This is a genomic window from Citrobacter sp. FDAARGOS_156 (assembly GCF_001559235.2).
GTDB lineage: Bacteria > Pseudomonadota > Gammaproteobacteria > Enterobacterales > Enterobacteriaceae > Citrobacter > Citrobacter youngae.
In genome coordinates, this window is record NZ_CP014030.2 from 597,723 (window position 1) to 617,353 (window position 19,631).

Annotated in this window: 20 protein-coding genes; 7 read left to right on the top strand and 13 right to left on the bottom strand. The window is 52.1% G+C overall.

What is annotated here, in order from left to right:
• Positions 1 to 23 precede the first annotated feature (23 nt).
• From AL515_RS02895 to AL515_RS02920, 6 genes are all read right to left on the bottom strand, one after another.
• Positions 24 to 848, bottom strand: coding sequence for a PTS system mannose/fructose/sorbose family transporter subunit IID (locus AL515_RS02895; protein WP_003031641.1), 825 nt, complete (start codon positions 846 to 848; stop codon positions 24 to 26).
• An 11-nt stretch (positions 849 to 859) separates the two neighbouring features.
• Positions 860 to 1,657, bottom strand: a complete 798-nt coding sequence (locus tag AL515_RS02900) for a PTS mannose/fructose/sorbose transporter subunit IIC (RefSeq protein ID WP_044715019.1) — start codon at positions 1,655 to 1,657, stop codon at positions 860 to 862.
• A gap of 65 nt (positions 1,658 to 1,722) precedes the next feature.
• Entirely contained in the window at positions 1,723 to 2,217 is a 495-nt protein-coding gene (locus AL515_RS02905; protein WP_003031646.1) for a PTS system mannose/fructose/N-acetylgalactosamine-transporter subunit IIB, read from the bottom strand.
• Positions 2,217 to 2,624 carry a mannose/fructose/sorbose PTS transporter subunit IIA gene (locus AL515_RS02910; RefSeq protein WP_003031647.1) on the bottom strand — a complete coding sequence of 136 codons (408 nt, stop codon included), beginning with the start codon at positions 2,622 to 2,624 and terminating at the stop codon, positions 2,217 to 2,219. Before AL515_RS02910 ends, AL515_RS02905 begins: the two co-directional genes overlap by 1 nt.
• Before the next feature lie 9 nt (positions 2,625 to 2,633).
• Entirely contained in the window at positions 2,634 to 3,440 is an 807-nt protein-coding gene (locus AL515_RS02915; RefSeq protein WP_008786899.1) for an SDR family oxidoreductase, read from the bottom strand.
• A 70-nt stretch (positions 3,441 to 3,510) separates the two neighbouring features.
• Positions 3,511 to 4,464, bottom strand: coding sequence for a sugar-binding transcriptional regulator (locus tag AL515_RS02920; protein WP_003031652.1), 954 nt, complete (start codon positions 4,462 to 4,464; stop codon positions 3,511 to 3,513).
• Between the two features lie 469 nt (positions 4,465 to 4,933).
• Between AL515_RS02920 and rluF the strand changes: the two genes are divergently transcribed.
• Positions 4,934 to 5,815, top strand: a complete 882-nt coding sequence (gene rluF, locus AL515_RS02925) for a 23S rRNA pseudouridine(2604) synthase RluF (protein ID WP_032948298.1) — start codon at positions 4,934 to 4,936, stop codon at positions 5,813 to 5,815.
• On the opposite strand, the gene AL515_RS02930 is transcribed toward rluF, so the two are convergent.
• The 7 genes from AL515_RS02930 to lysC all read right to left on the bottom strand — a co-directional run bounded on the left by AL515_RS02930 (position 5,812) and on the right by lysC (position 12,851).
• A complete protein-coding gene (locus AL515_RS02930; protein ID WP_003031655.1) occupies positions 5,812 to 6,084 on the bottom strand; it encodes a DUF3811 domain-containing protein in 273 nt (90 codons plus the stop codon). The genes rluF and AL515_RS02930 overlap by 4 nt on opposite strands.
• Positions 6,085 to 6,146: 62 nt before the next feature.
• The gene (locus tag AL515_RS02935) at positions 6,147 to 6,905 is read right to left on the bottom strand and encodes a DeoR/GlpR family DNA-binding transcription regulator (RefSeq protein ID WP_005132777.1); all 759 of its coding nucleotides are present in this window, start codon (positions 6,903 to 6,905) and stop codon (positions 6,147 to 6,149) included.
• Entirely contained in the window at positions 6,892 to 7,755 is an 864-nt protein-coding gene (locus AL515_RS02940) for a Cof-type HAD-IIB family hydrolase (RefSeq protein ID WP_061067009.1), read from the bottom strand. The genes AL515_RS02935 and AL515_RS02940 overlap by 14 nt, the downstream gene beginning before the upstream one ends.
• 17 nt (positions 7,756 to 7,772) lie before the next feature.
• The gene (locus AL515_RS02945) at positions 7,773 to 8,612 is read right to left on the bottom strand and encodes a histidine biosynthesis protein (protein WP_044702272.1); all 840 of its coding nucleotides are present in this window, start codon (positions 8,610 to 8,612) and stop codon (positions 7,773 to 7,775) included.
• Positions 8,613 to 8,639: 27 nt separating this feature from the next.
• Entirely contained in the window at positions 8,640 to 10,226 is a 1,587-nt protein-coding gene (locus AL515_RS02950) for a PTS sugar transporter (protein WP_048213948.1), read from the bottom strand.
• 244 nt (positions 10,227 to 10,470) lie between these two features.
• Positions 10,471 to 11,409 (bottom strand): ketopantoate/pantoate/pantothenate transporter PanS, encoded by a 939-nt coding sequence (gene panS, locus AL515_RS02955; RefSeq protein WP_048213947.1) that lies wholly within the window; start codon positions 11,407 to 11,409, stop codon positions 10,471 to 10,473.
• A gap of 92 nt (positions 11,410 to 11,501) precedes the next feature.
• Entirely contained in the window at positions 11,502 to 12,851 is a 1,350-nt protein-coding gene (gene lysC / locus AL515_RS02960; protein WP_061067010.1) for a lysine-sensitive aspartokinase 3, read from the bottom strand.
• Positions 12,852 to 13,156: 305 nt separating this feature from the next.
• Between lysC and pgi the strand changes: the two genes are divergently transcribed.
• The 6 genes from pgi to psiE all read left to right on the top strand — a co-directional run bounded on the left by pgi (position 13,157) and on the right by psiE (position 19,604).
• Complete coding sequence (pgi, locus tag AL515_RS02970; RefSeq protein WP_061067011.1) at positions 13,157 to 14,803, top strand: glucose-6-phosphate isomerase; 1,647 nt, start codon at positions 13,157 to 13,159, stop codon at positions 14,801 to 14,803.
• 470 nt (positions 14,804 to 15,273) lie between these two features.
• Positions 15,274 to 15,516, top strand: a complete 243-nt coding sequence (gene yjbE / locus AL515_RS02975; protein WP_040229828.1) for an exopolysaccharide production protein YjbE — start codon at positions 15,274 to 15,276, stop codon at positions 15,514 to 15,516.
• Positions 15,517 to 15,579: 63 nt separating this feature from the next.
• Positions 15,580 to 16,218, top strand: coding sequence for a YjbF family lipoprotein (locus AL515_RS02980; protein WP_061067012.1), 639 nt, complete (start codon positions 15,580 to 15,582; stop codon positions 16,216 to 16,218).
• Positions 16,215 to 16,952 (top strand): capsule biosynthesis GfcC family protein, encoded by a 738-nt coding sequence (locus AL515_RS02985; RefSeq protein ID WP_061067013.1) that lies wholly within the window; start codon positions 16,215 to 16,217, stop codon positions 16,950 to 16,952. The genes AL515_RS02980 and AL515_RS02985 overlap by 4 nt, the downstream gene beginning before the upstream one ends.
• Positions 16,952 to 19,048, top strand: a complete 2,097-nt coding sequence (locus AL515_RS02990; protein WP_061067014.1) for a YjbH domain-containing protein — start codon at positions 16,952 to 16,954, stop codon at positions 19,046 to 19,048. The genes AL515_RS02985 and AL515_RS02990 overlap by 1 nt, the downstream gene beginning before the upstream one ends.
• Positions 19,049 to 19,193: 145 nt before the next feature.
• Entirely contained in the window at positions 19,194 to 19,604 is a 411-nt protein-coding gene (psiE, locus tag AL515_RS02995; RefSeq protein WP_048213940.1) for a phosphate-starvation-inducible protein PsiE, read from the top strand.
• Positions 19,605 to 19,631: the final 27 nt, after the last annotated feature.

Consider the following 19,631-nt stretch of genomic DNA (forward strand, 5'->3'; position numbering starts at 1 on the left):
CCGGCATTGCCGGAGCGAAAAAATCAGGACAGGAAGCCCAGTGCGTTACCGATAATTCCCAGCGCAAACAGGGCGAAGATTAGCCATACCGGATTAATTTTCTTGTTGAGCAGACGCACCATCAGCAGCGTCAGACCCAACGCCAGCAGGCCGGGGCAGAGTTGGTCGAGAATGTTCTGCACGGTCATGGTGACGGTGGTGCCGTCTGCGCCAGGCGTTTGCGATACCACCAGCGGCACGTTGATGCTGGTCCATTTGGTGACCAATACTCCCATCACAAACAGGCCGAGAATCGATGCGCCTTCGGTCAGTTTCTGCAGCAGGTTGCCGCCCATGTCGCTGACGATGTTGACCCCTTTACGAAAGCCAAGCTGTAAGCCGTACCACTTCATTGCCAGACGTACTGCATTGAAAATAAAGAAGAACAATAGCGGGCCGAGAATGTTACCGGATAGCGCCAGCGATGCGCCGAGCGCGGCGGTAATCGGGCGCAGCGTTCCCCATACCAGCGGATCGCCGACGCCTGCCAGCGGACCCATCAGGCCGACTTTGATGCCGTTGATTGCGCCATCGTCAATTTCCGCACCGTTGGCGCGTGCTTCCTCCATTGCGGCGGTGACGCCAATCACTGGGCCGCAAACGGCAGGGGTGGTATTGAAGAACACCAGGTGGCGTTTGAGTGCGGCAACCTGATCCTCTTTTAGTGGATACAAGCGCTTGATGGCGGGGATCATGTCGTAGCAAAAGCCCAGCCCATGAATGCGTTCGAAGTTGAATGACGCCTGTTGCAGGTTGGAGCGAACAAACATGCTAAACAGGTCGGATTTGGTCAGTTTTTTCTGTTCCATGATGGGCTCCGTTAGTCTTCAAGCTGATCAAGAGCTTGAGAAGAGGGGGCTTGCGCCTGCGGTTCAGTCTTACGCCACTGTGGGTTCAACTGGATGTAGACCAGCGCGATAATCACGCCAACCCCACCGAAAGCCAGCAGGCTCAAATCGAGATAACCCCCAGCGATAAACCCGAGGAAGAAGAAGGGCATCAGGTACTTCACACCCATCATGCGCAGCACCATGGCGTAGCCGACCACCACGATAAAGCCACCGGCAATCTGCAATCCGCGGGTGACGAATTCCGGAATGGCGTTGAGCATATTGCTGACCATATCGGCGCTGACAAACAGCGAGACGATTAATGCAGGAATGGCAACGCGCAGCGCCTGCACGCCGAGGGCGGAAACATGCAGCATGTCGATGGTACGAAAGCGGGCGTCTTCGGCTGCTTTATCCGCCGCGTGCTGGAACACCACGGTGATGGTACGGGCGAACACCGTCAGTACCTGGCCTGCCGCCGCCACCGGCAGGGCGATGGCGATACCGGTAGCAATGCTTTGCTGACCGACGATAACCAGAATGGCGGAGATAATACTGGCGAGTGCCGAATCGGGAGACTGCGCTGCGCCGACGTTCATCCAGCCAAGAGCGATTAACTCCAGCGTGCCGCCGAGCATAATCCCGGTTTTTAAATCACCGAGGATCAGGCCGATAACGGTACAAGCAATTAGCGGACGGTGGGTCTGGAACTCATCCAGCACGCTGCCCATTCCGGCAATACAGGAAAATAGGAATATGGCGATAATTTGTAGGGTACTTATTTCCATAATATGTCACCTTATGAATGTGATCATCCCTGCCTGTTAAAGCATAAGTACACAGGCATTTTTATTTATTCAGCGAACGATTGTTCTTCTATTTTTTCGAGAATATTAATAGATGGATCGGATGCGACGACGCGTAAATCCAGCGTGACACCCAGTTTATCTAACTCACGAAACGCATGAATATCGTCGTTATCTAAAGAAACGGCTTTGGTTAATTGTTTTTTACCTGGTCGCCAGGCCATGCCGCCAATATTTAATGTGGTGATTTTTACCCCTTGTTTTACCATTGCTAATGCATCCTGCGGGCGGGTAAATAGATAAAAAACGGTTTCGTTCTGGTATTGCGGATTATGGTAAACCGCGACCGCCTTTTCGATATTAACGACGTTCACTTTCATTCCCGGCGGGGCGGCCTGACGCAATAATGTGCGACGTACTTCATCGTTATAAACGTCGTCATTACAGATAATAATCCGTTGTGCATTCGCCACCTTCGACCAGACGGTGGTGACCTGACCGTGGATCAGGCGGTCATCAATACGAGCAAGGGTAATGTTCATCAGAAATCCTCTTCGGCCGTTTCCAGATGTTTCCAGACGACACAGGTTTGTTGAGCAATGGTCGTCAGGTGTTCGCACAGTTCATCCACATTCATACTGCTTTGGTTGTCTACCAGCTCCAGCGCCAACGGCAGTGATAATCCGCTAATGACCCGTATCGCCGGATTGTGCATCGCCAGCGTCGCGGCAGCATTCCAGGGACTGCCACACTGCAAATCGACGGCAATCAGCCATTCATCGCCAGTGTGAATACTTACTAACTTTTTCAGCTTTTCCACGATGTCGCTGGCGTTTTCTCCGGGGACAAATGCCACGGCTTCAACATTGGCATCACCGTAGACCATCTGTACCGATTCCAGCATGGCGCAGGCCAGTTTGCCGTGAGCACAGAAGATTGCATTGACCATAAAACCTCCTTAGCCGCGCGTTTTTCCGCCCGCAATGTTAGTGGTTACTCCGGTTATGTAACTGGCGCGCTCAGACAAAAGATAACAAACAAAATCAGCGACTTCGCTTAAGCGCCCTGAGCGACCAATTGGGATCGCGTTCTTGGTGTAGCCCTCGCGCAGCTGTTCGACGGTGATGTTGCGAGTCCAGGCCAGCGCTTCTTCATACTCGGGGGTCCGCAGTCCGGTTTTTTCCAGAATGCCAGGTGCAATGCCCACCACACGAATGCCGTGTTTGCCCAACTCTTTCGACCAGGAACGGGTAAAGCTATTCAATGCGGCTTTGGTGGCGGCATAGCAACTTTGGCCCTCTGAACCTTCCAGCCCGCTTTCTGAAGAGACATTCACAATCACGCCGTTACGCTGTTTTACCATCTGGCGTGCCGCTGCTTGCGACATTAAGAACACACCTTTCTGGTTGATATTCACCATTTTTTCAAAAGCGGCTTCGTTGAGTTCATATTGCCCGGCGGGTGCTTTTTCATCGACCAGCAGCCGCGGAAAATTAACGCCTGCGTTATTCACCAAACCATCGATACGCCCATAGCGTTGGATAATTTCAGCGACAGTATGATTAACCTCTTTGGCGCTGGAAATATCCGTTGGCCAGAAATGATACCCGTCATGGCTATCGTATTTACCTTCTCCGCCATGAATATCTGCCATTTGCACATTAGCGCCCTGCGCTAATAACTCTTCAACAATCGCCAGGCCAATTCCGGATGCACCACCGGTAACAATAATGACTTTGCCCTGCAAGTTTAACCACGTTTGCATAATTAACTCCCGATTTTAGATAAGGGGATCCCACATAAAATTAATTATGGCAGGACCAATTAGAATTTATTTACTTCAACAATAATTCAGCGGTATGGCTGTTGGTAACTAAACAGTTAATATAATTCCCACGTAATGCGCCTAATATCCCACTGTATTTTTCTTCACCCATTGCAATGCCAATGGAGTAACGCGTCTGTTTTAATTTATTGGTTTCGATGGAGAGTGTCTTTTCACTCATATTGGTTTCTACGGTTACACCGTTGATATCGTAAAAGCGCGAGCAAATGTCTCCGGCGACCTGGCGAGCATGCAGGTCATCACTCTCTTCACTGCCGTAAAAAGCGTGCCAGTTGGCGCCATCACGTATTGCCGGAGATCCAATCCCGACCAGCGCGATGTCCAGATTATCCCAATAAGCGGAAATCGATTTAAAATGTCGTGACTGCATGATCCCGTTACGGATCAGCGGGTTTTCCAGCAGTGCCGGGAAATCTGCCAGGTGTGATTCCCCTTTGAGCTTTGCCGCAGCGCCATAGGTTAGCGTATTGACGTGGTAGCGGCTTTCAAGCTTGCCGGACGGTCCGCCGATAATCGGCACGCAGATCAGCTGGCGCGACTGGCTGGCAGGGGATAACCCTTCCACCAGTCCCCGCACCGCGCGGCCCCATGAGAACCCGATAATGTCCCCAGGTTCCAGTAAGCGTTCCAGCAACTGTGCGCCGTGCACACCCATCATCGTGAGCTGTTCGTCTTCCTGTTCGCTGTCGCATGAGACCACCACCGCCTCTTTCAGGCCAAATTTCTGTTTTAGCTGCTGTTCCAGCCACAGATTTTCGTTGTAGTCGTAATTAATGGCGATGGTGACGATACCCTGCTCGCGTCCACGTTTTAGCAAACGGCTGATCGTGGTGCGGTAAATACCCAGCTCGCGGGCGATTTGCGCTTGTGTCATATCCTGTTCGTAATACAGCTGCGCTATCTTTACGATCAGGCGGATATCATCGCTGTTTTCCGTCGCCATTTTTGGACTCCTGCACATTTGTGCAAATCACGAAATTGTCTTCTTGATCTGATATAACCCCAACTGTTCTCCATCTCAAAGCTATTTTCACTTATTTCAGCGCCCTGTAATGACCGATTGTGTTGCACATTTGATGTGGTGATGGCGTGTTGTTGGCACAGATGTGCTTATCTCTCTAATGTATTGATTCTGCTTGTTTTCACCCAACAAAATTGCAGGGATGGATCGCTGACACTTTTGTGTCAAAAGGTGTGACGGATCACAAATAGCGCGTGGGCAGTCGAACACGATTATTTTTTATCGTCCGCAAGGTAGGGTATATTTCGCTTTTAATACACAAAAGCATTCAAGTTGTATCAAGGCGGCAAGGGAACGAATTCCTGGGAGCATAGATAACTATGTGACCAGGGTGAGTGAGGGCAGCCAACGCAGAGACGGCTTGAAGGATGAAGTGTATACAGGAGAAATTATGCTGCCCGACTCATCCATCCGATTAAATAAATACATCAGTGAAAGCGGAATCTGCTCGCGTCGCGAGGCGGATCGCTTTATCGAACAAGGGAATGTCTTCCTGAATGGTAAACGCGCCACCATTGGCGATCAGGTGATGCCTGGCGACGTCGTAAAAGTGAATGGTCGGTTGATTGAGCCGCGTGAAGCGGAGGATCTGGTTTTTATCGCGCTGAACAAGCCGGTAGGAATTGTCAGCACCACCGAAGACAGCGAACGCGACAACATTGTTGATTTCGTGAATCACAGCAAACGCGTGTTCCCCATCGGTCGTCTGGACAAAGATTCCCAGGGACTGATCTTTCTGACTAACCACGGCGACTTGGTGAATAAAATCCTGCGTGCCGGTAACGATCACGAAAAAGAGTATCTGGTGACGGTCGATAAGCCCGTAACCGACGACTTTATTCGTGGGATGGGAGCCGGTGTGCCAATCCTCGGCACCGTCACCAAAAAATGTAAGGTCAAGAAAGAAGCGCCGTTTGTGTTTCGCATCACGCTGATTCAGGGGCTTAACCGTCAGATCCGTCGTATGTGCGAACACTTTGGCTATGAAGTTACCAAGCTTGAGCGCACACGCATCATGAACGTGAGTTTGTCCGGCCTGCCGCTGGGAGAATGGCGTGACCTGACGGATGACGAACTGATCGATCTGTTCAAGCTGATTGAGAATTCTTCTTCAGAAGCTAAACCGAAGGCGAAAGCGAAGCCAAAAGCTGCCACCGCAGGCATCAAGCGCCCGGTAGTGAAAATCGAAAAATCGGCGGAGAAAGAGAAATCGCGCCCGGCGGCAAACGGGAAGCGTTTTACCTCGCCGGGGCGTAAGAAGAAAGGACGTTAACGTCTGCCGCGCGTTGGCGTATTCGCCGACCAGGAGAATGACGCCTCTGAATCCGGTTTATAAGCCTGCTTTTTCTTCAACTGGCGGGCTTTTTTAGCTTCGGCTTCGCGCAAGGCCATCAGTTTATCGATGTACTCTTTCTTGATGCTGTTGGTCTCTGCGTTGGTCAGTAGTCGACCATGCGCAATGCGTGCGCGGTCAAGCAGCGTTTTCAGTTCACGCTGTTCGCGCTCGGTCATCTCTTTTTGGGTAATGCGGGGGAGTGCCATACGGGTGCCCTCTGTTAGCCGATATTCTCAGTGTACGGTAATCCTGGCCAGGCTGATAGCGCTCAATAGGCAATACGCAATTTCCCGCCAAAGTCCTGCTGGGTATAACCCGTTGTTTTGAATCCTTTATCCGTGATGATGCTATCGATTTCTTTTAACGTGGCGATACACATCACCCCATCCTGACCAAATTTGGTATGGTCGGCGAGAATTACCGCTTTTTTGCTCATGGCAATCATGGACTTTGCCACGTACGCCTCATCAAAACTTTTTACCAGCACTCCATGCTGAGGCGAAATTCCACCTGCGCCAATGAAGCAGATATCGGCGTGAATGGCGTTAATTTGCTGACAAACCGAGACACCGAGATTGGCGCGAAAATGGTAGTCATATTCACCGCCTAAGACGTAAACGCGGGCCTGAAGATTATGCTCTTTAATTTTATCCGCAATTAACGCTGAGTTGGTAATAACAGAATAAGCGAGTGGGGGTAATAGTTCAGCAAGAATTAAGTTAGTCGTACAGGAGTCAATAAACAGCGTATCGCGTTCGCTAACCATCGTGGCGGCAATTTTACCAATTGCCATTTTTTCATCACGGTGTATATCAATCCGCGCGCCAAACTCATCTTCCTGAACGACCTGTTTTTTGACAGCCCCGCCATGGATTTTGGTAATTTGTCCTTCGGACTCCAGTATCGAGAGGTCACGGCGAATGGTCTCTGATGTAACTTTTAGCGTTTCCGATAATTTGATAACTGTGACTTCACCGAACTTATTTAATTCATCAAGAATATGTTTTCTTCTTTTAATCGGGTTCATTATTTTCCGCCAATGTCGTGCTTTGGCGCATGGTAACTGGATGCGCAAAGCAACGCAACCACTCCAGCGCACAGACAATACCTTCATCATCATTAGAGGCCGTCACATAGCTGGCGTGTTGTTTTACTGCATCAGGCGCATTGCCCATGGCGATACCAATGTTCGCAGCGGTAAACATACTGATATCGTTCTGCTGATCGCCAATCGCCGTAACCTGTTCGGTCGCTATATTTAGCTGTTGCCTTAACATGTTTATAGCATAGCCTTTGTTTATTTCAGTTCGTTGGATGTCAATATAATTCCCCCCGGTGATTGTCGCCATATAACCACAGGGCAATTCATTAATCATTGCCGTACATAATGCCTTTATTTTTGATTGTTCTGTCACTAATGTGATCTTATAAATGTCATGCTGATTAAAAATATATTCAGGCGTTGCCGAAATAAAGGGTAGCTCAAATAAGTTGGCCTCATAAGTCGTCCATGGTGCTACGAGTCGGTCATCACGATGATAAATAGCATCGGCGCTAAAAAGATGATGGGGGTAGCAGGAAAGAGAAATAGATCGGTCAATCTCCCGGAGATCCATGCAAGAGAGTGTCGCAGTATGAATAATATGCTGCGACGTCATCTCCAGAATTTGCCCGCCATTAAAACCGGCGCACCAGGCAAACAATTTATCTACCTGTTGCTGTTGTAACAGGCGCAGCATAGAGGAGACCGGCCTGGCGGAACAGGCTGCCAGCAGACCGCCACGCTGGCGGAACTCAATCAGCGCCTGACGCGTGCGCGGGCTGATTGTTTTCTGCGATGTCAGTAACGTTCCATCCAGATCGGTCACCAGCAACATTTCTCTTTCCTCTGCGTTTACTGAGCAATAAACGGTGTGACGGCCTCTTTGGCGGCGTTGCAGACCATATTGTCGATTGCCGTACCTACGACCAGAATATTGACCCCGGTATCTTTAAACGCTTTGGCGTTGGCGAGGTTAATACCGCCTTCTGCCAGCGTTGGTACATCAACCGCGCCAACCAGCGCTCGCAGCCTTTCTTTAATGGCCTGTGGAATGTCGCCTGCTGCTACGCCTTCATAGCTCATACCGGTCATCAGGCCGATCATATCGACGCCAATTTCCTGCATCCGCTTCGCCACGCTGGAAACCTCTTCCGGCGTACGCGCAGGAATACCGAAAGTATGCAGATCGTCCGGGTGACCAATATAGGCGTCAACGGTCAGACCATATTGATGGGCGAGATTAACGATATCCTGCAGATCGTCCCAGTCGGATTTATGCGTGTGCAAACCATCGGCTCCGGCACGGGCAATCTCCAGAATCTCAGTGTCACTGAGCGGCACGGGCAAGGTTTCGGTAAAACCCCCCGCAATACCCACGGTAATGAAAATATCGTCAGGAACCACGTTACGCACGCCGTGTACCGCTTCAGCCATTTGCCCGTTGGTGATTTCATGGCGGATCTGCTCTGCTGCATGCATATTGCTCACGCCTTTGTGTCCACGCGCCAGCGCCAGTGCCGGGTGGTTTGGTTCCAGCAGCTTAACGCCTGCCTCACACACCGCTTTCGCCAGACGCGCATCGTCGCCAGTGATCCCCGTACTGAGGATGGTTTGTCCGCCGTGGAGCGCAATGGCATCTTTCACTTTCTGTAACGCTTTGGCGCGTTTTTTATTCATATCGCCTTTAAACATGGTGTACCTCTGGTGTTGGTGCATTAATTAACGGGCTGACGCTGCAGGTTCGCTCTGTACGACAGCCTTAAAACGGTTAGCAATAATGGTGGTAATACAGGTCATCGCCATTGTTGTGATCATCACGATAGCCATCTGAAGCGCATTGCTGGACAAGAACGGCGAGGCAAAAGCGGGAACATAAGCCACGCCTTTAACGTTAAAGAAGCCCAGCATCATGCCGCCCATTCCGGCCCAGAAAATGGCGGAGCCAAAGACAATTTTGTTGGCGAACATGAAGGGATAGGCAGATTCCACGAAGGTTCCGAAACCCAGGTTAATAAGCAGCCCCGGTGTGGCGACGGCGGCTTCACTTTTTTCGCGAGGGGCGATAACGTTGGCAAGGTTAATCCCTGCGGCAACCATCACCAGACCCACCATATCGACTGCGCCGAGGAAGCTTACGCCGGATTTTTCCATCTCCAGCAGAACCAGCGGCAGAATGACCGCGTGGTAGACCCCGCCCAGGATGGCTGGCCAGATAACCAACCCCGCCAGCAGTCCGGCAAGAACAGGACTGAAAGCCAGAGTGCTTTCGATAGCCAGTTTGATGTAATTACCTGCCGACAGCGCCAGCGGACTCAGCAGATAGTGCATGATCAACCCGGCGGCAAGACCTGAAATCCCACCGGCGACGATGTTGACGGTGGTCATCGGAAAGCGCCAGTTCAGGCACAGTTCAAACAGCCAACGGACAAATATACCCGCCATCAAGCCACCGATAATCCCACCGATCAGACCGCCCTCGACCGAAAGCACCCCGGCGACGACGCCAGCGACAATAGAGACTTCATCCAGCTCGGAAATCTGTTTTGCCGCGAGTACGGCAACCAACACTGGCAGGCCTTTCAGCAGGATTTCAAAGATATCGTTAAGCTTTTCCAGCCCCGGGATGTGGCTCAGAGCGAGAACAATCGCCATCGCGATAAAGCCAGGTAGCGCAGGGATCATAATGCTGCGAATGTTAAAGCGTTTGAGCAGGCTCTTTCCGGAGCCACCCTGGGAGGGTGACGCGCTCCCCAACTGCGGCTTGTACTTAATGCCCCAATGTTTACACAGAGACGCCACGAAGGAGACTGCGCGGGTGCGGCTGGTGGTGCCGGTCGTACCCGAGGTTGCGACGACATTTGCCCCTTTTGCGGCCACCAGCGCCATTGACGTTCCGCCGGTGCCAACGATCGGCGTTTTCATTTCAACGGCAGCGGTGAAGACTTCGTGGTTCGCTTTTCCCGGATCGGCGCTCATCACGACAATCCCGTCGATCGCGCCGCTACGGATCATCTCAGCAATCTGGCGATCGCTTTCGACCACCGAAGCGTTTACCTCTGAAAGTTTTCCCTGAAATATCCGTTGTGGTTTTTGTTGGTTTTCTTTGGTTAATGCAAACACGGATGCCGCTGTGTGGGGTTTGGCAACATCCATCGAGGCTTCCGCCGCGATAAACTGCACGGCGGCAACTTCCACACCTGCGGCTTCGCACTGCTGATAAATTTCCTGGAGTAGCTTCTCTGGCTCTGCGCCACCCAGGTTGTAGAGGTTGCCTCCACTGCTTCCAATAATCGCAATTTTTTTCATAGCGGCCTCAAAGATAGGGTAAAGGGGTTATTTGTGTTGTAGTGGAATCATAACTCCAACTAAAACAAAACAAATCAACATTAAATTAGCGAGGTAAATTGCCATTTGTATGGGGTTTGTTTATTAATTGCTTGAAATAAAAAGAATAAATTAAGATTTTGTTTTGTGTGGATGTTTGTTGTTTTGTGATGGAGTTCAAAGGAGTATCTAAATAAATGGAGGGTAACCCTCCATTTATACGCGATCAGTTTTGTTTTATAGCGCTTCGCTTTTCAGTAATCGGTTTACCGGACCAGTAACCCGCAAGCAGCGAACCAGAAAGGTTATGCCAGACGGAGAACAGCGCGCCAGGCAGTGCGGCCAGCGGGCCGAAGTAGATTTTACCCAGCGCAGCGGCGAGGCCGGAGTTCTGCATGCCGACTTCAATCGCCAGTGTGCGGCAGGTGGATTCATCAAAGCCGAACAGTTTCCCGCCCCAGTAGCCGCCAAGCAGGCCAATGGTGTTATGCAGAATAACGGCGATAATCACCACAAAGCCGACCGACGCAATGTGCGATGCAGAACCTGCCACAACAGCGCTGATAATCGCCAGAATGCACACCATAGAAAACGCGGGCAGATACGGTTCTACGGTTTTTACGACGCGTGGGAACAGATGATGAATGACCAGGCCCAGCGCAATCGGAATGACCACAATCTGCAATATACTCAACAGCATTCCCATCACGTCGACCTGAATATGCGCATCAACGTACAGGCGCGTCAGCAGCGGCGTGGCGACAACACCGACCAGTGTTGAAACCGATGAAATCGTCACGGACAACGCCACGTCACCTTTCGCCAGATAGATCATCACGTTAGATGCCGTGCCGCTGGCCACGCTGCCGACCAGCACCATACCTGCGGACAATTCCGGCGGCATATTAAAAGCCAGCGCCAAAATCCATGCGGCGAGCGGCATCACCAGATAGTGCAGGAAAATACCCGCCGCGACCGGGGCTGGGCGTGAGAGTACGCGTTTAAAATCATCCACCTTCAGGTGCACGCCCATGCCGAACATAATCAGCATCAGTAACGACGGCACTAATGGCCCGACAGGCGTAAAGGTGGAGGGCGTGTAATACGCAATAACAGAGAGCAGCAGCGCCCATAACGGGAACAGCCGCGTGAGAGTAGCGAGCATATTGTATTCCTTGCGATTTAAAGATGTTGTGTTGTTATAAAAAAGCCGGGTTCGAGCCCGGCTATAGTTATTGTTTATCGCGTGATGGAATATTATTCAAACAAATTATGGTGCAGCTTCTGTACCACCTGCTCGGCTTCGCTACCGGGCACGAGGAAGCACAGGTTGTGGCTGGACGCGCCGTAGCAAATCATCCGAATATTGAACGGTTCCAGTACGCCGAACACCTCTTTACCCACGCCACAGGCTTTGGACAGGTCATTGCCAATCAACGCCACCAGCGCCAGGCCTTCTTCCACTTCAACCCGACACAGGGCAGACAGTTCCATCAGCAGAGACTGTGTTAACAGCGTATCGCCGGTGGAAGTTGAACCAGTGGTATCCAGCGTCAGCGCCACGCTGACTTCGGATGTGGTAATTAAATCGACCGAGATATTGTGGCGTGCCAGGATGCCGAACACTTCCGCTAAAAAGCCGCGAGAGTGCAGCATATTCAGGCTATGCAGCGTCAGTAGCGTCTGCTTACGGCGTAGTGCCAGCGCCCGGAACAGCGGTGGATTCGCGGTTTTATTACACACCAGCGTGCCGCCTGCTTTTGGATCCTTACTGGAGCCTACAAACACCGGGATATCGCTACGTACGGCAGGCAACAGGGTTGCCGGATGCAGCACTTTCGCGCCAAAGGTCGCCATTTCCGCGGCCTCTTCAAAGGCGATTTCATCAATACGCTGCGCAGCCGGAACCACGCGCGGATCGGTCGTGTAAATGCCAGGAACGTCGGTCCAGATATCAACGCGCGTGGCGTGCAGGGCTTCGGCCAGTAAGGCGGCGGTATAATCGCTGCCACCGCGCCCCAATGTGGTGGTGCGGCCTTTGCTTTCGCTGCCGATAAAGCCCTGAGTAATCACCAGACCTTCGCTCAGACGCGGGGCCAACTGGAGCGATGCCAGTTCAGCCAGCGCCGCAACGTCGGGCTCTGCACGGCCAAAACGATCGTTGGTGCGCATCACTTTGCGCACGTCAAACCACTGCGCCTGCACGTTGCGTTCACGCAGGATCTCGACGAACAGCAGGGTAGACATCAGTTCACCGTGGCTGACCAGTTCGTCGGTCAGCGCGGTTGAGGTCGCCAGTGACGCCGCTTCTGCCAGTGTGGTGATGTTTTCCAGCAGACGTTCGATCTCTTCACGGATCACGTTTGGATAACGCAGTCGTTCCAGAATATTGAACTGAATTTGACGAATGGCATCGAGTTTTTCGAAGCGCTCGGTTGGCTCCAGCCCTTCAGCCAGTGCGACCAGCAGGTTGGTGATTCCCGCAGAAGCGGAAAGTACCACCACACGGACGTTAGCATCAGAAAGCACGACATCAGCGCTGCGATTCATGGCATCAAAATCCGCCACGCTGGTACCACCAAACTTGGAGACAACTACATCAGTCATAACTACCTCGTGTCAGGGAATGAATAGAGCGACCATGGCACAAAGGAAACTGGTGCAGGCGCAAATGCAAATACCGTATTTATAAATAAAATGTGTAGCTTGCACTGTCAACGCTGGGATTATGCGGATTTTTCATGCTGCAACTGCGTTGAGTAACGGTACTAATAACAACGCTGATAACCGCTATACTTTTTAGCCACGTTTGGCGGATGCCCTGGCAATGGCATTAAAACAATCACACTTTTCTGTGACTGGCGTTACAATCGATCTCAGTCACAATTCTCAAAATCAGAAGAGTATTGCTAATGAAAAACATCAATCCAACGCAGACCTCAGCCTGGCAGGCACTACAAAAACACTTTGAAGAAATGAAAGACGTTACTATCGCGGATCTGTTCGCGAAAGATAGCGATCGTTTCACGAAGTTTTCCGCGACGTTTGACGATCTGATGCTGGTGGATTTCTCCAAAAACCGCATCACTGAAGAGACGCTGGCTAAACTGCAGGATCTGGCGAAAGAAACCGATTTGGCGGGTGCCATCAAGTCCATGTTCTCCGGTGAGAAAATCAACCGTACTGAAGACCGTGCCGTGCTGCACGTGGCGCTGCGTAACCGTAGCAATACGCCAATCATCGTTGACGGCAAAGATGTGATGCCGGAAGTGAATGCGGTACTGGAGAAGATGAAATCTTTCTCTGAAGCGATTATCTCCGGAAGCTGGAAAGGCTATACCGGCAAAGCCATCACTGATGTCGTGAACATTGGTATCGGCGGCTCTGACCTCGGCCCGTTCATGGTGACCGAAGCGCTGCGTCCGTATAAAAATCACCTGAATATGCACTTTGTGTCGAACGTCGATGGTACGCACATCGCCGAAGTGCTGAAAAAAGTGAACCCGGAAACCACGCTGTTCCTGGTCGCTTCCAAAACCTTCACCACCCAGGAAACCATGACCAACGCCCACAGCGCGCGCGACTGGTTCCTGGCGACCGCTGGCGACAACAAGCACGTAGCCAAACACTTCGCAGCGCTCTCCACTAACGGTAAAGCGGTTGGCGAGTTCGGTATTGATACTGCCAATATGTTCGAGTTCTGGGACTGGGTTGGCGGTCGTTACTCCCTGTGGTCTGCCATTGGTCTGTCCATCATCCTGTCCGTAGGCTTCGACAACTTTGTTGAGCTGCTCTCCGGCGCGCATGCGATGGACAAACACTTCTCCACCACCCCGGCTGAGAAAAACCTGCCGGTGCTGCTGGCGCTGATCGGTATCTGGTACAACAACTTCTTCGGTGCCGAAACCGAAGCGATTCTGCCGTATGACCAGTATATGCACCGTTTCGCGGCCTACTTCCAGCAAGGCAACATGGAATCCAACGGTAAATACGTTGACCGTAACGGCAATGCGGTGGATTACCAGACTGGCCCGATCATCTGGGGTGAGCCGGGTACTAACGGCCAGCATGCGTTCTACCAGCTGATCCACCAGGGCACAAAAATGGTGCCGTGCGATTTCATCGCGCCGGCAATCACCCACAACCCGCTGTCGGATCACCATCCGAAACTGCTGTCTAACTTCTTCGCGCAAACCGAAGCGCTGGCTTTTGGTAAATCTCGTGAAGTGGTTGAGCAGGAATATCGCGACCAGGGTAAAGATCCGGCTACGCTTGAGCACGTTGTGCCGTTCAAAGTGTTCGAAGGTAACCGTCCAACGAACTCCATCCTGCTGCGCGAAATCACGCCGTTCAGCCTGGGTGCGTTGATTGCGCTGTACGAGCACAAAATCTTCACTCAGGGCGCGATCCTGAACATCTTCACCTTTGACCAGTGGGGCGTTGAGCTGGGCAAACAGCTGGCGAACCGCATTCTGCCAGAGCTGAACGATGATAAAACTGTTTCTTCCCATGATGTTTCTACTAATGGGTTGATTAACCGTTATAAGTCCTGGCGCTAATCTGCTTCTTCCTTCGAACCGCAGCGGTGTTGGCTGCGTTCGTTAACCCCGGTCACATAGCTATCTATGCTCCCGGGGATTAACGATCTTGCCGCCTTGCTGCAATTCGAATGAATTTGCAGATTACCTGTGATAGAAGCTGATATTATTATCAGCTTTTTTTATAAGATAATTCCACTTCTCCACCTTATTACCTAAAAATTTAATTGAGCTTAATCCTAAAATAATATGTTCAACGTTCTCCTGTTTCTGATGTTTTAAGATTTACCGGATATTGTGTTTTTACTATTATATTTTAACTATTTGAATTTAATTGTTTTTATTATTTATTGTTAATCGTTTTCTCTCTCGCTATCTAATTATCCTAAATTCCCCTGTGGCGTAATTTGAACACTTTGGCTTGTGTATACTCGATCTCGCCCGAAATTCTTTTGGGTAAATCTCCATTCATGCAATGAAGGGAATTTGTGATGAAAAAAGTTGTGTATGGCCTTTGGGCTATATCTGCGCTTGCGGCGACGTCTGTCTATGCCGCCCCCGTTCAGGTGGGTGAGGCTGCAGGGTCGGCTGCCGCGTCGGTTTCGGCGGGAAGTTCCTCCGCGACCAGCGTGAGCACCGTAAGTTCCGCGGTGGGGGTTGCCCTGGCGGCAACCGGTGGCGGCGATGGTTCTAATACCGGAACCACCACCACGACAACCACCAGTACCCAGTAATACCGGTACGTTTAATTCTAACCACACTTCGGTGTGGTTATTTTGCCTCTCTGGAGAAACGTCGTGAAGCGACCCGCGCTCATAATGGTTTGTCTGTTACTACAGGCGTGCTCAGCCACCACCGAAGGTTTGGGGCATTCGCTGTGGGATAGCGTATTTGGGACTCCCGGCGTAAAGATGACGGATGATGAAATCCAAAATATGCCTTACGCCAGCCAGTATATGCAGCTCAACGGCGGTCCCCAGCTGTTTGTGGTACTCGCGTTCGCAGAAAACGGACAGCAGAAATGGGTGACTCAGGATCGGGCCATTCTCGTGACGCAACATGGGCGACTGGTGAAAACACAGCTCGACGGAGACAACCTCATCGAGGTGAATAATCTGGCTGCCGACCCGCTCAGTAAGCCCAATCAGATAGTCGATGGCGCAACGTGGTCTCGCACGATGGGCTGGACCGAGCATCAGCAGGTACGCTATGCCACCGCCCGCTCGGTCTTCACATGGGATGGCGCTGACACCATCAAGGTCGGTAGCGATGAAACGCCGGTACGCATCCTCGATGAAGACGTCACCACCGATCAAACGCGCTGGCATAACCGCTACTGGGTAGACAGTGACGGCATGATTCGCCAGTCAGAACAGTATCTTGGCGCAAGTTTCTTCCCGGTGAAAACTACGCTGATTAAGGCGGCAAAATCATGATGAAACGAATGATTACCGCGCTTTCCTTCAGCCTGTGCGCGGCATCTGTTTTTGCTGCGGGCAGTGTAAAAGTGATCACGACAGGCAGCACCGAAGCAAAAACGCTGACCGGCGCGGAGCATTTGGTCGATCTGGTGGGTCAACCGAAGCTGGCGAATAGCTGGTGGCCAGGCGCGGTGATTGGCGAAGAGCGGGCAACGGCTGAGGCGCAACGTCAGCAGCAGGCATTACTGGATCGTCTGGCGACGTTGAGTGCTGGAGAAAGCGGTGATGATGCCGCGGCTATCAACGCGTTACGCCAGCAAATTCAGGCGCTGAAGGTGACCGGCAGACAGACGATTAATCTCGACCCGGATGTTGTACGCGTCAGCGAGCGAGGCAACCCGCCGCTGCAGGGCAATTACACGCTGTGGGTTGGGCCGCAGCCCACGGATATCACGCTGTTGGGTTTGCTAAGCCACCCGGGTAAACAGCCGTTTATACCCGGACGTGATGTTGCCAGCTATCTCGATGGGCAGCATCGGCTCAGCGGCGCGGATCGTAGCTACGCCTGGGTTGTCTATCCCAACGGACGCACACAAAAAGTGCCGGTCGCCTACTGGAACAAACGTCACATTGAGCCGATGCCCGGCAGCATCATTTTTGTCGGGCTGTCGGACTCTGTCTGGAGCAGCACCCCGGATGAAATCAATGCCGACATTCTTCGCACCCTGACCCAGCGGATACCCGAATAATGAGAAAAACTTATCTGCTCAGCCTGTTGGCGCTGGGGATCAGCGCGGCCTGTCACGGTGAAACGTATCCTGCGCCGATTGGTCCTTCCCAGTCTGATTTTGGCGGCGTGGGGCTGCTGCAAACCCCAACCGCACGCATGGCGCGTGAGGGCGAAATGAGCCTTAACTACCGCGATAACGATCAGTACCGCTACTACTCCGCGTCGGTGCAACTGTTCCCGTGGCTGGAAACGACCCTGCGCTATACCGATGTGCGCACCAAAAAATACAGCAGCGTGGAGTCGTTTTCAGGCGATCAGACATACAAGGATAAGGCGTTCGACCTGAAGCTGCGGTTGTGGGAAGAGAGCTACTGGATGCCGCAGGTGGCAGTTGGCGCGCGCGATATAGGCGGAACGGGCCTGTTCGATGCGGAGTATATTGTGGCGAACAAAGCCTGGGGACCGTTTGATTTCTCACTCGGTCTCGGCTGGGGATACCTCGGGACCAGCGGCAACGTCAGCAATCCGTTTTGTTCATACAGCGATAAATTCTGTCATCGCGATAACAGCTACAAGCAGGCGGGTTCCATTGACGGCAGCCAGATGTTCCACGGCCCGGCATCGCTGTTTGGCGGCGTAGAGTATCAGACTCCCTGGCAGCCGCTGCGCCTGAAGCTGGAGTACGAGGGAAATAATTATCAGCAGGATTTTGCGGGCAAGCTGGATCAGAAGAGCAAGTTTAACGTCGGCGCTATTTATCGCGTCACCGATTGGGCCGACGTTAACCTCAGCTATGAGCGCGGCAATACCTTTATGTTTGGGGTCACGCTGCGCACGAACTTTAACGATCTGCGACCACGCTATAACGACAACGCCCGCCCGAAATATCAGCCACAGCCGCAGGATGCCATCCTGCAACATTCGGTGGTGGCGAATCAGCTAACGCTGCTGAAATACAATGCCGGGCTGGCGGATCCTAAAATCCAGGTGCAGGGCGATACGCTGTATGTAACAGGCGAACAGGTGAAATACCGTGACTCGCGCGAGGGGATCGAGCGTGCCAACCGGATCGTGATGAACGATCTTCCCGACGGGATCCGCACGATCCGTATTACGGAAAATCGCCTTAACTTGCCGCAGGTGACGACCGAAACGGATGTTTCCAGCCTGAAGCGCCATCTGGAAGGCGAGCCGTTGGGCCATGAGACTCAACTGGCGCAAAAACGCGTTGAGCCCGTAGTGCCGAAAACGACCGAGCAGGGCTGGTATATCGATAAGTCGCGCTTCGATTTCCACATCGATCCGGTGCTTAACCAGTCGGTAGGCGGCCCGGAAAATTTCTATATGTATCAGTTGGGCGTGATGGGCACGGCAGATTGGTGGGTGACCGATCATCTGCTGACCACCGGGAGTTTGTTCGCCAACCTCGCCAATAACTATGACAAGTTTAACTACACCAACCCGCCGCAGGATTCGCATTTACCGCGCGTGCGTACCCATGTGCGTGAGTATGTACAGAACGACGTCTACGTGAATAACCTGCAGGCCAATTACTTCCAGTCACTCGGGAACGGGTTTTACGGACAGGTTTACGGCGGCTATCTGGAGACCATGTATGGCGGGGCGGGCGCGGAAGTATTGTACCGTCCATTGGACAGCAACTGGGCCTTTGGCATTGACGCCAACTACGTGAAACAGCGTGACTGGCGTAGCGCACAGGACATGATGAAATTCACCGACTACAGCGTGAAGACCGGGCATTTGACCGCGTACTGGAATCCTTCTTTCGCTCAGGATGTGCTGGTGAAAGCCAGCGTGGGTCAGTATCTGGCCGGGGATAAGGGCGGAACGTTGGAGGTAGCCAAACGCTTCGACAGCGGTGTCGTGGTGGGTGGTTATGCGACTATCACTAATGCCTCACCGGATGAGTACGGCGAGGGTGATTTTACTAAAGGGGTGTACGTTTCAGTGCCGCTGGATCTGTTCTCGTCAGGCCCAACCCGCAGTCGCGCGGCGATAGGCTGGACACCGTTAACGCGTGATGGCGGTCAGCAGCTTGGGCGTAAGTTTGGTCTGTACGATATGACCAGTGACAGGAGTGAGAATTTCCGGTGATGTGAATGTTGATCGCCCGGTGGCGCTACGCTTACCGGGCATCCGGCAAGAACCGTCATGCGAACAAAATATAAACAAAAAATATAGATCTCTGTCACATTTTTGCGTTATACAGGAACCTCGCCACTGAGTAAGAGGTGCTGTTATGACGTCGCTATCTCGTCCCCGCGTGGAGTTTATCTCCACCATCTTGCAGACCGTGCTGAATCTGGGGCTGCTGAGTCTGGGCCTGATCCTGGTCGTATTCCTCGGGAAAGAAACGCTGCATCTGGCAGATGTGCTGTTCGCGCCGGAACAAACCAGCAAATATGAGCTGGTGGAAGGACTGGTGGTTTACTTTCTGTATTTTGAATTTATCGCACTGATTGTGAAGTACTTTCAGTCAGGGTTTCACTTTCCGCTGCGCTATTTTATCTATATCGGGATCACCGCGATTGTGCGGTTGATCATTGTCGATCATAAAGCACCTATGGATGTGCTTACCTATTCCGCGGCGATCCTGCTGCTGGTGATCACCCTGTGGCTGTGCAACTCGAAGCGGTTGAAGCGAGAGTAAAAAAACAACACGCCGTTGGGGCGGCGT

Excerpts from the sequence above, each read along its gene's own strand:
- AL515_RS02895 (WP_003031641.1), bottom strand. The coding sequence starts at position 848 with ATGGAACAGAAAAAACTGACCAAATCCGACCTGTTTAGCATGTTTGTT.
- AL515_RS02900 (WP_044715019.1), bottom strand. The coding sequence starts at position 1,657 with ATGGAAATAAGTACCCTACAAATTATCGCCATATTCCTATTTTCCTGT.
- AL515_RS02905 (WP_003031646.1), bottom strand. The coding sequence starts at position 2,217 with ATGAACATTACCCTTGCTCGTATTGATGACCGCCTGATCCACGGTCAG.
- AL515_RS02910 (WP_003031647.1), bottom strand. The coding sequence starts at position 2,624 with ATGGTCAATGCAATCTTCTGTGCTCACGGCAAACTGGCCTGCGCCATG.
- AL515_RS02915 (WP_008786899.1), bottom strand. The coding sequence starts at position 3,440 with ATGCAAACGTGGTTAAACTTGCAGGGCAAAGTCATTATTGTTACCGGT.
- AL515_RS02920 (WP_003031652.1), bottom strand. The coding sequence starts at position 4,464 with ATGGCGACGGAAAACAGCGATGATATCCGCCTGATCGTAAAGATAGCG.
- rluF (WP_032948298.1), top strand. The coding sequence starts at position 4,934 with ATGCTGCCCGACTCATCCATCCGATTAAATAAATACATCAGTGAAAGC.
- AL515_RS02930 (WP_003031655.1), bottom strand. The coding sequence starts at position 6,084 with ATGGCACTCCCCCGCATTACCCAAAAAGAGATGACCGAGCGCGAACAG.
- AL515_RS02935 (WP_005132777.1), bottom strand. The coding sequence starts at position 6,905 with ATGAACCCGATTAAAAGAAGAAAACATATTCTTGATGAATTAAATAAG.
- AL515_RS02940 (WP_061067009.1), bottom strand. The coding sequence starts at position 7,755 with ATGTTGCTGGTGACCGATCTGGATGGAACGTTACTGACATCGCAGAAA.
- AL515_RS02945 (WP_044702272.1), bottom strand. The coding sequence starts at position 8,612 with ATGTTTAAAGGCGATATGAATAAAAAACGCGCCAAAGCGTTACAGAAA.
- AL515_RS02950 (WP_048213948.1), bottom strand. The coding sequence starts at position 10,226 with ATGAAAAAAATTGCGATTATTGGAAGCAGTGGAGGCAACCTCTACAAC.
- panS (WP_048213947.1), bottom strand. The coding sequence starts at position 11,409 with ATGCTCGCTACTCTCACGCGGCTGTTCCCGTTATGGGCGCTGCTGCTC.
- lysC (WP_061067010.1), bottom strand. The coding sequence starts at position 12,851 with ATGACTGATGTAGTTGTCTCCAAGTTTGGTGGTACCAGCGTGGCGGAT.
- pgi (WP_061067011.1), top strand. The coding sequence starts at position 13,157 with ATGAAAAACATCAATCCAACGCAGACCTCAGCCTGGCAGGCACTACAA.
- yjbE (WP_040229828.1), top strand. The coding sequence starts at position 15,274 with ATGAAAAAAGTTGTGTATGGCCTTTGGGCTATATCTGCGCTTGCGGCG.
- AL515_RS02985 (WP_061067013.1), top strand. The coding sequence starts at position 16,215 with ATGATGAAACGAATGATTACCGCGCTTTCCTTCAGCCTGTGCGCGGCA.
- AL515_RS02990 (WP_061067014.1), top strand. The coding sequence starts at position 16,952 with ATGAGAAAAACTTATCTGCTCAGCCTGTTGGCGCTGGGGATCAGCGCG.
- psiE (WP_048213940.1), top strand. The coding sequence starts at position 19,194 with ATGACGTCGCTATCTCGTCCCCGCGTGGAGTTTATCTCCACCATCTTG.